Below are 12,963 nucleotides of genomic sequence, written 5' to 3'. Positions count from 1 at the left end.
CTATAAAAAGCGTAAGAGCCCATTTACGCTCTTACGCTTTTTTTGCTTTTTATTTCTCTGGGTTTAATTGACGAAGCTCTTGTTTAATTTCTGTTTTTGCTTTTGTCTTCTCATCAATTTCTTTAATTACTCGTGCTGGAGTACCTGCAACAACTGTGTATGGAGGCACATCTTCTGTTACAACAGCTCCCGCTGCTACAACTGCACCTTTACCTACTGTAACACCCTCTAAAACAACTACGTTTGCACCGATTACTACATCATCTTCAACGATAACTGGTTTTGCAGAAGGTGGCTCAATAACACCTGCAAGTACAGCACCTGCACCTACGTGACAGTTTTTACCGACTGTTGCACGTCCACCAAGTACTGCGTTCATGTCGATCATAGAACCTTCACCAATTACAGCACCAATGTTAATTGTTGCATTCATCATAATTACAGCGTTGTCACCAATTTCAACATGGTCACGAATAATAGCACCTGGCTCGATGCGAGCTTTAATACCTTTTAAATCAAGCATTGGAATTGCAGAATTACGACGATCGTTTTCTACAACGTAGTCAACGATGTGCTTATTATTCTCATCAAGAATTGTCTTAATTTCAGACCATTCTCCGAATAATACACCTGATTTTTTATTCACAAATGCTTGTACTGTTTCAGGGAATGTTACTTCTTTTAAATCCCCTTTTATGTATACCTTTACAGGAGTTTTCTTTTCACTTTTTTGAATAAACGAAATAATTTCGTTAGCGTCCATCATTTTCATTCTTGTTGCCTCCTAAATCCATTTATAATGTTACTCTACCAAACGAAAGAGCGAGTAGCAAGATAATAATCTTATTTTTCCCTTTGAATTTCTTCTATAATTTCTAAAAATGCTTGTACTTGCTTCAACTGTCTTGCCGAGTCACTTGTTAACAACCATGTTTCTCTCGTCAGTTGAACAGGTGTTTTATACATATTTTCCTGTACTTCCTTTAAAACAGTAGAAGGTAAAAGGGCGTAACCTATACCATTTAAAACAAGTTGTTTGCATGTTTCAATTTGGTCAACTACAATCGTTCGCTTAGGCGGATTAGAAAATAAACCATACCACCAATTTTGAATTTGTCCATAATAAGTTGAGTCACTTTTAAATTGAATGAACGGTCTATTTGTTTCTTTTAGCATCGAAATATCTTTTATTTCTTTATCAACTAAATACAGTTCATCTTCAAATAATTGTTGCTTTTGACCTTTATATTCTTGTGTTCCCCTCAGTATAGCAACATGAACGTCTCCTTCATAAAACTGCTTTTGCACTTCACTACTCCATCCAGTAAACAGCGATATCTTTACAGAAGGATATTTATGCACAAACTTTTTCAAAACAGGAGGGAGCCAATATTGACCAATAACTGATGCAACAGCTATTTTTAAAGTTCCATGAGTTTCCGTTCTAAAAACAGCTAGCTCACTTTTTATATCCTCTTCCTTTTGCAACATTTCTTTGGCATAATTTGCAACTTTTTCCCCTTCAGGTGTAATTGTCAATCCTTTTTGTGAGCGAATAAAAAACTTCATTCCCCATTGTTTCTCCATAGATTGTAATCGTTGACTCAGCGCAGGTTGGGAAACAAATAAACGTTCCGCCGCTTTTCTCATATTTGATTCCTGAGCTAACACAACCATCATTTGAAAATCATCAATTTGCAACTTTCTCCCTCTTTCCTTAGCTTCCATACACCTTATTCCATTAAGCTTTCATTCAGAAAATACAATTTTTCAGCGCAAACTTCCCTTATGTTTTATGTCTTTTTTAATATAATACATACACAAGTGATATGCACGAAAAAAAAGTGACTTCTTCGTTTCTATGAAGTCACTTTTCTCACGTTATCGATTATGTTGCCTTACTTTCTTATTCAACAATTTTAAAATAGCCCGACGTGTTAAAATCCCCTCAAAATAGCCTTCTTCATTAACAGCGCAAATAAAAGGATGATCAATTGTCATTTCTAAAGCTTTTGCAAATGAATCTTCTAATTTAAGAAAAGGTATATCTTCCTTCATCACCTGCTCTACTTTCATATCATCAAGTCTTTCAAACTCAATACGTTCTAATCCTAACATACCATCTAATATCATGGCCGTACTAATCAAACCATGTAATTTATACATTGGATCTAAGACAGGTATCGCCGAATATCCAGATTTCACAAGAACGAGTAAAGCATGTTCTAAACCATTTCCAATTTGGACATGAGCTACTTTTTCCGATGAAATCATTAAATCCTTCACAAGAATTTGTTGAAATTCGTCTTTCGGAATACTAATCATATTACATCCCCCATTTTCCCTTTTTCCTGCTTATGTTCATAACTCTATTCACATTTTATGACAGCGTTTTCATATTATTATTTTGTCCTAAATTTATTTCAATAAAAATACAATCACACAGCTATTTTAGCATACAGCACAAAAAAAAGACTACCATTCCGGTAGCGCTTAATACCCTTTATTTTTTAATCTGTAAAATAACCTTGTGATTTTTTTATATTGCATCACATCTGTCTGCTTCAAACCATTCTCAATGTCCGTAAGTTCCACAGCTAAAATTTCACTTGCATAATTTTGCTGAAATAAAATATCTAGTAGTAAACTTTCTTCTTCCTTCGTTAAAACAACTTCCCTTTGCATATACCCCTCTCCTTACACTCGCATCGTTACTCACTCTTATTATATAAAAAATTTAACCTATTTAATAGATGTAATATTCAGTTTTTACCAAAAGATATGTAGCAATTATAAACATATAAAAAATCATTTCGTATATCGATTTGCATAACTAAACGCCGCATAAGCATCCGGCTTAATTTTTGCAGTTAATCCCATCGCTCGAATTTTTTCTGTCATATCTAAAATAAATTCTCTTGTTAAACCATCATTCCCAATGTCTAAATGAATTTCCATTATGAATCCAGCCCCATCTTGAGCATAAGGATGCAATAACTCCCATATTGTTTGTATATGAGTAGGCGTAAATAGACATGCGATTTCTTGACTAAACTGCGTTTCTAAATATATTTTCTCACGTAAGGTCGCTGGCTTATCTTTTACTGATCTATGGTGTAAACAACCCCAGGCACCTTTTCCAACACGATGAATATGGATTGCTGTAATAAACCTCGTATCCTTTTGATGCGCTTGCGAGTCTGTCCCAATGGATAATCGATACAAATTTCGCGGATCCTTTTCAATGAAACTACAAATACGGTTAAAGACCATATCAAAATTTAAATGTCTCTCTGAAACATTGTAAAATTTATGTGCACCGTCCACAGAGTCACGTCCTTTCAATTAGACAGACTTTTCGTATTCTCATTGTATGGGACAAAAACTAAAATTATAACTTCCTATCCTTTATTCGTTTCAATATTTCGAATTACAAAGTGACAAACTTGGCACGTATAAATTACATTTTGATTAGATTGAGCCGTTAATACATGAATAATCTCAGCAGAACTTTGACAATTAGGACAAATCACAACTGGTAAACGTTCCATACGATAACCTCCTAGTTATATTTCTCCCGCTATTTGCAAAACCCAGCGATAGTGAGAAGTTTAGCTTCACATATTCACCCGGTTGACGGGACTAATTATCCACATGGATAAGCAAACTTGCACGGATTAAATTTTCATTTTAATACCATTGTAGGAAAAATAAAAAACTTCTATACATTATGCTAGAAAGTAATAGAACTAAAAAAGGTACTGCCATGTGGCAGTACCTTTTTTATATGTATCAAGAAATGATATCGTAAATCTCAATTGCAACCATGTCGATATTATCGAATTGATATACTTGAGGTTTTTCACCTTGTTGATACACTTCTAACTCATACATTTCACTTTTATCGAAAAATTTCACGCTACATTTGCGCTCACCGTTCACTTCAAAATAGCGTTGTGCTACTTCACCGCTTTCAGCTTGTTCTTGTAGACTAACAAGTCGAGTTAAAATTCCTTGGAGTAGAGACATGAAATCTCTCCTTTCTCTGATCTTCCTACCAATAGGTTTTACAGCTATACTCATTCTATCCGTCATAACAGAAAAAATGTTCCACACTCTAGGATAAAGGTTATTAGCCAGAAACTCAACTAAAATTTGTCGAAATGCGAAGGAAAAAACAGAAAGAACATATTTCCCCTTCTTTATTGCGGTTTTTATACTGGAAGAATATAATAAAAAACAGAAAAAGGGAGGAATTACAATGAAAAAAATTGAGGTTTATACACAACCCGATTGTCCGCCATGTGTTATTGTGAAAGAATTTTTGAAGCATAATAACGTTGCATATGAAGAATTTGACGTAAAAAAAGACGCTGCTGCTCGCAACCGTCTTTTAAACGACTATGATTCCTATTCAACTCCAACAGTCGTAATTGATGGCGAAGTAGTTGCAGGTTTTCAAATTGAAAAGTTACAACAACTACTCAATATAGAATAGGAATAGGTAAATACCTATTCCTATTCTTATCCCGCTATTTGTAGGTAGTAAAACTCCCACCCACTAATTAAAAGTTTCACTTTATAATTGTTGCAACCTTTTTATTTCAGTTAAAAGTTCCTGACTTTCATGATATCCTGCTAACTTCCATTTATCTTGATCCCTTTTCAATGTTACAATTTGATATTGTCCACTTTTTGTCCGCTCATATACATATAAATTTTTATGCTCTTGATCATACGACATTTTCGTTTCTGAATTAAAAGAAAACGGCGCTTCTTTTGCCGGAAGTAAATATTCACCACTTTGTTTATCACTTCTGCTATTTTCATCTGTAAATACTTGAAGGAAATTATCTGTAAAATACGGTGATAACGTCTCTATCATCTTATTCATCGGCAAATGCTTCCCACGAATTGAAAACTGGGTTTCATAGCCTTTTTGTATCGTTGTAAATACTTCTTTCCGATCCACTTCCACTTCCTCTTTCCCTAAAACAGTCGTAACACTATAACCAACTAGAAAGGCAACACATACAAATAGAACAAGCCATATTCCATATTTCCTCATTTTTTCACCTTCCTTTTAAAAGAACTTGTCTTTGTAGTATTCATTGTAACAATGATTATGCAAAGAAAGGACAGATTTCGTTCGTAAAATCTTTACAACGATAGACAGCATTTTCATCACCATTTTCACTATTACCAATTTATGATAAAAACAAACAAAAAATGCACGAATCTCTTCGTGCATTAAAATAAAACATCTTCTTCATATAAATATTCATAAGATAAATCTATAAATAAAAAGTTGTCATCATCAATCGGGAAAGAAAATGTTCGTACCATTTCTCCCGTTTCAATATCTGCATATAAATCTGAAAGCCTCGCCTTATTCTCAAAACGCATTTTCATTATATTCTCGAGAAAATACGGGCGCCAGCTCCAGTTCTTCATATAATAATCCGGCATCACAATCCATTCTCCATCTTTTTTCATAACATTTCCTGATTGTTGGAAACCATCTTCATTACAAATAAATATACGAAAACTACACTGTGATACACTTTGACTAAATTGTAATAACCAATCATTTATATCTTCATTCTTTTTTTGTTTTGATAAAACATCGCCAATGCGATCGCGTAACATCTCTGTTAAATTATAAATTTTTTGTAACTTCTTCTTTTCATGCTGAATAAACTGATGACATTCATTACCTAGTCGCTCTTTCAAAACATTCGTTTCAATAAAATCAGGTAAACATTCTTTTAAATAATTACCTTGATAATATCTTCCGCCGTTCTTCCAAGCATATTGTAGTTGATAAAAAGCATCTATTTCTTCATATAATAAAGTTGCACCAATTCTTCTAGCAAGTAATGATAAAGAATATAAAATATCTTGATAAGATTGTAAAAGTGCTGTTTGCCTTAAGTTCGTTAAATCTACTTTTAAAATATCAGGTGCTAACACGCTAATACGCTCTAAATTACTTGTGCCCGTTCCGACTTTATTAATCGAAATTTGAATACCATATGTACGATAATACATAAGCAAATGATTAAATTGCTCTATATCTTCTTTACATTCATGCTCTGTAATCTCTAAAACAATTTGTTTTAAATTTAAACCTTGTTCTTCATACCTCAATAAAAGTTGAAGCAAGCTTTCATCATCATCATTCATTAATACATTAGCATTCCGATGTATAAATAATAATAATTTTTGATCGCTTTCTAAATAACGATTTAAAGCTTTTTCTACTATAATATTATCCGCTTCCAGTTGAAATTCACTTGGAATCGAATCATCGTGAAAGAAAGAAGCTAAACTTTGTATGCCCTCTTCTGTTTGAATACGTCCTACTACTTCGTATCCAATTACAGTATGCTCATCAGCACTAAAAATAGCTTGATAATAAGGAAGGACTTTATCCAAGTTACTCATTACATCTAATGCATCTATCAACGTGCTTCCCTCCCTTTACTTTTCAAAAATTATAACATGATATTTACGGAAAAATAATAAAAAATCCCTTCAGTTTTCCTGAAGGGATTAGAGGGGTAAAATGCTAAGGGGAATTAGCAATTCTACTATGAAGAAAAAAGAGGTCTTAAATATAACGTATATATGACCTCTTGTAAACACTTTTCTTTCATATGTCACAATTCCGTCACATTTAACCATAAAAAATGAATCAAACATTCATTTTTTTATCCCTTTTAAAATGGATATTGATGTAAATGTTGTCCTCCATCCATTGTCATGCAAGTTCCATTTATGTACGCAGCTTCATCTGAACATAAATAATAAGCTAGACCAGCGATTTCTTCTGGCGTACCCAGCCTTCCAAGCGGAACACTTTGTATCGTACGCTTAGCCATTTCTTCTGAAATCCATAATTTATCAGCACCGCCCGTACGTTCAATTGGTCCTGGCGCGATAGCGTTAACTCGTATTCCATATTTACGCCCCCACTCAACAGCGAGCGTCTTCGTCATCGCTAATACCCCTGCCTTCGCTGCAGCCGAATGAATCACTCCTGGACCTGCATCCCATGCATACGTTGCTACCATGTTAATGATATTCCCTTTTATACCTTTTTCAATCCAATATTTTCCGACAGCATGGCTACAGTAAAATGTACCGTTTAATACAATATTAATGACTGAATTCCAACCATTCACGGATAAATCTTCTGCTGGACAAATAAAGTTTCCAGCTGCATTATTTATTAAAACATCAATTCTACCAAACTTCTCATCAATCTGTTCAATCATTTTCTGAATGTCATCCGTATTTCTTACATCCATTTGTACAGGTAATACTTGCCCTGGAAATTGTTCAATTTCCAACTTTGTTTCCTCTAGTTTTTCCTTTGTACGTCCGGTAATAACAACTCGTGCCCCTTCTTTTGCAAAACGAGTCGCCATTCCTTTTCCCATTCCACTCGATCCACCTGTTATAATAACTACCTTTTCTTTCACATACATCCCCTCCAAAAAATGAATACACATTCATTTTATCACTTTATTTAATAGAAATCTTTATATTTTTAAACTTTTCTGATATTTTAACGTAAAGAACTTTCTTTTTATTCATTTTTTTTCGTAATCTATACTACTTTTTTATTATGTAAAGTATATTTTAAATAAACTGAAAGGAGATTTGAGTAGCCTATAAATGGAATAAAAACATTGAGGTATACTCATATTTTTATGAAGCACATTACAAGAAGAAATTTTTTAAAAATTGGTATGCGTACTTGTCTCTATTCATTTATAACCAGTAGCATCGGATACTACTATGCTAAATATATAGAGCCCCATTTCATTTCTTTTACACAGCACACATTAAAATCACAACTCATCCCAAAAAGTTTTCATGGTATAAAAATTCTTCAATTCAGCGATTTACATCTCGGATACTATTTCTCGCTTCAACATTTATCTAAAGTTGTTTCTAAAATTAATGCTGTAAATCCAGATATTGTCCTTTTTACCGGAGATCTCATTGATAATTATCAAACGTATACTGACACTCCTTTCGTTGCATCCATTTTAAAAAATATACAAGCGCCCTTCGGTAAATTCGCTATTTATGGTAACCATGATCACGGTGGATATGGAACTGAATACTATGAGCACATCATGCGTGAATCTGGATTTGAACTATTGCTAAATAGTGAAAAAAGAATTCGTTTAATGGATAATAGTGAAATTTCTATTTTCGGTCTCGATGATATACTACTAGGCAGACCAAAAATAGAGAAAACATTAGAGCATGCACGGCAAAGTACTTATAACATTGTTCTTGTTCACGAACCAGATATCGCGCCCAAAGTTTCTAAATATCCAATCAACTTGCAACTTTCTGGTCATAGTCACGGCGGACAAGTACAAATTCCTTTTTTAGGACCTATTATTACACCATCACTCGCCAAAGACTATATTGAAGGCTTCTATACAATTCAGGATTTAACTCTCTATGTCAATCGAGGCCTCGGAAGAACACGTGTCCCATTCCGTTTTATGTCAAAACCTGAAATTACACTTTTTATACTTCAACATTCGTAATAATTCGCCTATTTTCTTGCATATCCTTTCTTGTACGCGCTCATCCATGTTTCATTTACCATATGATGAAAGTGAGTCCAATAAAGGAGGTATGTTCATGTATCCATATTATCAACCAATCCCAGTCCGTTCAGCACCTATTGGTCCAGTAGGCGACTCACGCTTCTTTCCGTTTTTTGGCGTTCCCTTTCTAGCTGGAATTGCTGGTGGATTGCTCGGCGGAGCATTAGCTTTCGGCCCTCGACCGTTTTATCCACCTTATCCACCACCTTTCCCGCCGCCAGCACCTTATCCTTGTTACGGTGGACCCTGTCAACAACCATACTATTACTAAGTTAAAATAACAATTCTTTCAAATGTTATTCTCTCAACGAACCACCTCATTACACGCTTATAATAAAACTATTGTTTCTACTCAGCCTTCCATTTTGGGAGCATATGAGTAGAAAAAAGTAAAAACCTCTTATGGACATAAGAGGTTTTTACTTTTTTCATTATTCAGCGTCTGTATTTTGATATGCCATCTTAAACAACTTCACTTGGCTATCAATTTCTTCTGTACTACCATTAATAACATAATAGTAATCACCATCTTTATTTTGTTCACGTGTTTTCACATTATCAGCTAATGTAAGCTGTAAAATCGCCTTAATTCGTGCCTTCATTTCAATATCTAATATCGGGAAAGATATTTCCACTCGCTTCTCCATATTTCGCGTCATCCAATCAGCTGAAGATAAATATATTTTCTCCTCCCCATTATGATGGAAATAATAAATACGGCTATGTTCTAAATATCTTCCAACAACACTAACTACACGAATATTTTCACTTACATTTGGAATACCAGGTCGTAGGCAGCATGTTCCTCGAACAATGAGCTCTACCTTTACTCCAGCTTGTGATGCTTCGTACATTTTTTTAATTAATGGTTTATCTGTTAATGAATTCATCTTAGCGATAATATATCCATTTCCATATTGCCTATGATAACGGATTTCTTCATCTATTAAATCCATAAATTGCTCTCTTATATCAAATGGAGCAACCGATAAATGATGAAAATGTGGCTTTGTTGTATAACCACTTAAATAATTAAAGAAATTGGTTGCATCAACACCAAAGTCTTTTCTTGATGTAATATATCCAAAATCAGTATATAACTTCGCTGTTGCATCATTATAGTTTCCAGTTCCAAGATGTACGAACCTTTCAATTTTTCCGTTTTTTCTTCTTACAACTAACGTAATTTTACTATGTGTTTTCAAGTGACTTACACCGTAAATAACATGACAGCCTGCCTGTTCTAATTCTTTAGCCCAATGAACATTGTTTTCTTCATCAAACCTTGCCTTTAATTCAACCAATACCGTCACTTGTTTTCCCTTTTCAGCCGCTATCTTTAACGCCTGAATAATCGGTGAATCACCACTTACACGATATAACGTTTGTTTAATCGCAAGTACATTCGGATCGTCTGCCGCATCACGAACAAAATCAACTACCGGCTGAAAGGATTCAAAAGGATGATGTAATAAAATATCATGCTCAATTGCTTTTTCAAATACATCTTCTTCATCACCTAAATCTTGAGGCGGTTGCGGAATAAGAGCTGGATATACAAGATGTTCATATAAAGGAGCTAGTTTTTTATATAAAGAAAACAAACATGTTAAATCTAATGGACCATCCATTATATATACATCTTCATCTTTTACTTCCAGAACCTCATATAATAACGCTAATACTCTTTCATCAATGTGTTCTTTCCCAACCTCTAAACGAACAGCAGCCCCCCACTTACGCTTTTTTAATTCTTTTTCAATTACCTTTAATAAATCTCTCGCACCTTCTTCATGAATCGTTAAATCTGCATTGCGTGTAATACGGAAACGAGTAACAGATGATACTGTATATCCCGTAAATAATTTATGAGTAAAGCTACTAATTACGTCTTCTAATAAAATAAATTTATGCTTTTGCCCTTCGCTCGGTAAAATTATGAAGCGCTCAAGTAATGAAGGAACTTGCACAATTCCTAATTTCGTCCTGTTTTCTTCTTCCGCTTGCTTCTCATCATATAAAAGAGTAGCCAAATTCAAACTTTTGTTTAATAACATTGGAAATGGGCGATATGCATCAATAGCTACAGGAGTTAACACCGGAAAAATTTGCTCATCAAAATACTCTTCTATAAATTCTCGCTGCTCTTTCGTCAAATCATTGAATGTTAAACGTTCAATTCCCTCTAACTCAAGCGCTGGTAATACATAATTTTTAAATGTATCATATTGTACTGTCATTAGTGCATGGGCTTTTATCGCAATTTTATTTAATTGCTTTTTTGGTGTTAAGCCAGCTTTATTTTCTGGTTGGTTAAATCCAGCACTCACTTGATCCTTTAATCCCGCTACACGTACCATAAAAAATTCATCTAAATTCGAACTAAAAATACTAATAAATTTCAATCTTTCCAAAAGTGGATTATTTGCATCTTGCGCTTCTTGTAAGACACGTTCATTAAATGCTAACCAACTTAACTCTCGATTATTGTAATAAGCTGTATCATTTAAATTTACTGCATTCCCCTTCAATAATTCCATTCTCTTCACACTTCCCCTTGAAACTTTTTTACTATAATTTAGTTACTTTTATTTTAGCAAATTACAATATTATAAAGTGTAAATTTTTTGTAAAGACATCCGTACAACCTAATGTTTTAGTTCAAATAACAAGTTAATATTCGTTTTTAATACTCTTTCTAACTGTTTTTTTTGCTTTTCAGCTTGCACTTTTTCCGCTAATGCCGATTGTTCACATAAAGCTTTAAACGTTAATCCTTCTTCGTTTTCTGTTATAGATATGGTATCAATAAGCGATCGTTGCCTTACATTTAAAGTAGCTGAAAATTGTAAAACAGCTCCTAACAGGCGGATTTTTTTTTGTTCGCTTTTATCAAACCAACCTTCAAATGGAGATAAATGTTGTTTAAATAACATTTTTGATTTATACGATGCAATAAGCGCTAGCCTTACTCGATCTTTATGCATCATGCCATCAATTGTCTTATTCGCTAATAAATAAAACGTATGTAAACGGCTCGCTTCTTCGTCTATATATTTGCCTATATTAAATACTTTCGCTGCTTGATGGAACACTTCCCAGTCTTTTACTGACATAGAAATAAGCCCTATTTCCTCAAGTTGTTTGCAAATTAGTCTTCCATGTTTAATAAGTTGAATAACAAATTCCATGTCCATTTCGTATTCATGTGATAGTAAATGCAAACTTTCTTCAACTACGTTCGGATAATATGAAATCCCCAAATCTTTTGTCAACTCTTCATAGAAAACACCTTCTCTTAACCCTTTTCTACTTAATACAAATGCCGGTGCCTCTATAACATGAACAAGTGTATGAAATACTTCAACCGCTGGAATAATCGTATCTGCTCGATCTTTTGCTAATCCTTCCAATTTCTGAAGTTCTATGAACGACAATTTTTCCAATTCATCTTTTACAGTTTCAATATCTTCTTCTTTCATCTTGTATAAATGTAATCCTGCTATAGGATAACATATTAAATTTTGATGGATTTTTACTAAGTTCCTAGCACTACCACCAATTGCAATAAGAGGCAATTTCTTATTGATTAACCATGGTAACGTTCGAAATTGAAACTCTAAATACTTTCGCATTCCCTCTAACTCATCTTTAGTAGGAATATCACCTTTAATAAATTGTTGCTTTAAAGAAAGTGCCCCAAAAGGAAAACTATGGTACTCTAAAATCTCTCTATTTCTAAAGTATGTAACTTCCGTACTTCCCCCACCAATATCTACCGTTATTCCTTCTGAAAACGATGTAGAATTCATAACCGCCAAGTATCCGTAACGCGCTTCCTCATACTCTGATAATACTCTAAGAGTAAAGTCCGTTTGTCCTTCAATAAGCTTTTTAATTTCCTCTTGATTCTCAGACTGTCTAATTGTTGCTGTTGCAACACAAAGTACATGATGCAACTGATGGAACCTTGTACTTTCTTGAAATTGAAATAATGTCTGTAATAATACTTCTAGTCCCTCTTCATTCAACACACCATCAATTAAGTAATTCCTTAACCTAGCAACCACTTTCGTATTTTCAATCTCTTTATAAAAACCTCCATTTTGCTTTTCATAAATAACTAAACGCATTGTATTAGATCCAATATCTATAATGGCATACTGTTGTTTTAATATTTCTTTCAAACTTCTCACTCTTTCATTATCAAATTTCAAAAACATATTCTATTACTATTATACAAAATAGTTGTTTTTTGTAACAATATTGCTTTAATATTGAAAATATATACAATCACTTTTTGCATATAATAAAAACCTCTTTT

15 protein-coding genes are annotated in these 12,963 nt (G+C 33.6%); 3 read left to right on the top strand and 12 right to left on the bottom strand.

Going from position 1 to position 12,963, the window contains the following annotated elements; genetic code table 11:
- Positions 1-49: 49 nt before the first annotated feature.
- The 7 genes from dapD to H6481_RS02245 form a co-directional block, all read right to left on the bottom strand.
- Positions 50-772, bottom strand: coding sequence for a 2,3,4,5-tetrahydropyridine-2,6-dicarboxylate N-acetyltransferase (gene dapD, locus H6481_RS02275; protein WP_000783241.1), 723 nt, complete (start codon positions 770-772; stop codon positions 50-52).
- A gap of 71 nt (positions 773-843) precedes the next feature.
- Positions 844-1,728 carry a LysR family transcriptional regulator gene (locus H6481_RS02270; RefSeq protein ID WP_002094125.1) on the bottom strand — a complete coding sequence of 295 codons (885 nt, stop codon included), beginning with the start codon at positions 1,726-1,728 and terminating at the stop codon, positions 844-846.
- A 153-nt stretch (positions 1,729-1,881) separates the two neighbouring features.
- Positions 1,882-2,325, bottom strand: coding sequence for a cyclic-di-AMP-binding protein CbpB (gene cbpB, locus H6481_RS02265; RefSeq protein ID WP_000623573.1), 444 nt, complete (start codon positions 2,323-2,325; stop codon positions 1,882-1,884).
- A gap of 168 nt (positions 2,326-2,493) precedes the next feature.
- Entirely contained in the window at positions 2,494-2,685 is a 192-nt protein-coding gene (gene abbA / locus H6481_RS02260; RefSeq protein ID WP_001188692.1) for an antirepressor AbbA, read from the bottom strand.
- A gap of 123 nt (positions 2,686-2,808) precedes the next feature.
- Complete coding sequence (locus H6481_RS02255) at positions 2,809-3,327, bottom strand: ribonuclease H-like YkuK family protein (protein WP_000348490.1); 519 nt, start codon at positions 3,325-3,327, stop codon at positions 2,809-2,811.
- Between the two features lie 74 nt (positions 3,328-3,401).
- Positions 3,402-3,551, bottom strand: a complete 150-nt coding sequence (locus H6481_RS02250) for a hypothetical protein (RefSeq protein ID WP_000440540.1) — start codon at positions 3,549-3,551, stop codon at positions 3,402-3,404.
- A 241-nt stretch (positions 3,552-3,792) separates the two neighbouring features.
- Positions 3,793-4,029, bottom strand: coding sequence for a YkuJ family protein (locus H6481_RS02245; protein ID WP_000055151.1), 237 nt, complete (start codon positions 4,027-4,029; stop codon positions 3,793-3,795).
- Positions 4,030-4,261: 232 nt separating this feature from the next.
- On the opposite strand from H6481_RS02245, the gene H6481_RS02240 reads away from it, so the two are divergent.
- Positions 4,262-4,498 carry a glutaredoxin family protein gene (locus tag H6481_RS02240; protein ID WP_000717873.1) on the top strand — a complete coding sequence of 79 codons (237 nt, stop codon included), beginning with the start codon at positions 4,262-4,264 and terminating at the stop codon, positions 4,496-4,498.
- A gap of 81 nt (positions 4,499-4,579) precedes the next feature.
- Here H6481_RS02240 and H6481_RS02235 read toward each other — a convergent pair whose 3' ends face one another.
- From H6481_RS02235 to fadH, 3 genes are all read right to left on the bottom strand, one after another.
- Positions 4,580-5,068 carry a DUF3993 domain-containing protein gene (locus H6481_RS02235; protein ID WP_001233805.1) on the bottom strand — a complete coding sequence of 163 codons (489 nt, stop codon included), beginning with the start codon at positions 5,066-5,068 and terminating at the stop codon, positions 4,580-4,582.
- Positions 5,069-5,250: 182 nt separating this feature from the next.
- Positions 5,251-6,468, bottom strand: a complete 1,218-nt coding sequence (locus H6481_RS02230) for an EAL-associated domain-containing protein (RefSeq protein WP_000564306.1) — start codon at positions 6,466-6,468, stop codon at positions 5,251-5,253.
- Between the two features lie 254 nt (positions 6,469-6,722).
- Positions 6,723-7,487 (bottom strand): 2,4-dienoyl-CoA reductase, encoded by a 765-nt coding sequence (fadH, locus tag H6481_RS02225; RefSeq protein ID WP_000660913.1) that lies wholly within the window; start codon positions 7,485-7,487, stop codon positions 6,723-6,725.
- Positions 7,488-7,718: 231 nt separating this feature from the next.
- Between fadH and H6481_RS02220 the strand changes: the two genes are divergently transcribed.
- Together H6481_RS02220 and H6481_RS02215 are read left to right on the top strand one after the other, a co-directional pair.
- Complete coding sequence (locus H6481_RS02220; protein ID WP_063549364.1) at positions 7,719-8,576, top strand: metallophosphoesterase; 858 nt, start codon at positions 7,719-7,721, stop codon at positions 8,574-8,576.
- 97 nt (positions 8,577-8,673) lie between these two features.
- Positions 8,674-8,910 carry a hypothetical protein gene (locus H6481_RS02215; protein ID WP_000283738.1) on the top strand — a complete coding sequence of 79 codons (237 nt, stop codon included), beginning with the start codon at positions 8,674-8,676 and terminating at the stop codon, positions 8,908-8,910.
- Positions 8,911-9,070: 160 nt separating this feature from the next.
- Here the strand turns inward: H6481_RS02215 and H6481_RS02210 are convergent, their stop codons facing one another.
- Positions 9,071-11,179, bottom strand: coding sequence for a polyphosphate kinase (locus H6481_RS02210; RefSeq protein ID WP_053563730.1), 2,109 nt, complete (start codon positions 11,177-11,179; stop codon positions 9,071-9,073).
- Positions 11,180-11,287: 108 nt separating this feature from the next.
- Positions 11,288-12,862, bottom strand: a complete 1,575-nt coding sequence (locus H6481_RS02205) for a Ppx/GppA family phosphatase (RefSeq protein ID WP_142338409.1) — start codon at positions 12,860-12,862, stop codon at positions 11,288-11,290.
- Positions 12,863-12,963: the final 101 nt, after the last annotated feature.

Source organism: Bacillus sp. ME78 (assembly GCF_903970865.1).
In the GTDB taxonomy this organism is placed as follows: domain Bacteria; phylum Bacillota; class Bacilli; order Bacillales; family Bacillaceae_G; genus Bacillus_A; species Bacillus_A cereus.
This window is presented reverse-complemented; position numbering and strand designations above follow the sequence as displayed.

Coding starts and splice junctions, on each gene's coding strand:
- dapD (WP_000783241.1), bottom strand. CDS start 772: ATGAAAATGATGGACGCTAACGAAATTATTTCGTTTATTCAAAAAAGT.
- H6481_RS02270 (WP_002094125.1), bottom strand. CDS start 1,728: ATGGAAGCTAAGGAAAGAGGGAGAAAGTTGCAAATTGATGATTTTCAA.
- cbpB (WP_000623573.1), bottom strand. CDS start 2,325: ATGATTAGTATTCCGAAAGACGAATTTCAACAAATTCTTGTGAAGGAT.
- abbA (WP_001188692.1), bottom strand. CDS start 2,685: ATGCAAAGGGAAGTTGTTTTAACGAAGGAAGAAGAAAGTTTACTACTA.
- H6481_RS02250 (WP_000440540.1), bottom strand. CDS start 3,551: ATGGAACGTTTACCAGTTGTGATTTGTCCTAATTGTCAAAGTTCTGCT.
- H6481_RS02245 (WP_000055151.1), bottom strand. CDS start 4,029: ATGTCTCTACTCCAAGGAATTTTAACTCGACTTGTTAGTCTACAAGAA.
- H6481_RS02240 (WP_000717873.1), top strand. CDS start 4,262: ATGAAAAAAATTGAGGTTTATACACAACCCGATTGTCCGCCATGTGTT.
- H6481_RS02235 (WP_001233805.1), bottom strand. CDS start 5,068: ATGAGGAAATATGGAATATGGCTTGTTCTATTTGTATGTGTTGCCTTT.
- H6481_RS02220 (WP_063549364.1), top strand. CDS start 7,719: ATGAAGCACATTACAAGAAGAAATTTTTTAAAAATTGGTATGCGTACT.
- H6481_RS02215 (WP_000283738.1), top strand. CDS start 8,674: ATGTATCCATATTATCAACCAATCCCAGTCCGTTCAGCACCTATTGGT.
- H6481_RS02210 (WP_053563730.1), bottom strand. CDS start 11,179: ATGGAATTATTGAAGGGGAATGCAGTAAATTTAAATGATACAGCTTAT.
- H6481_RS02205 (WP_142338409.1), bottom strand. CDS start 12,862: ATGTTTTTGAAATTTGATAATGAAAGAGTGAGAAGTTTGAAAGAAATA.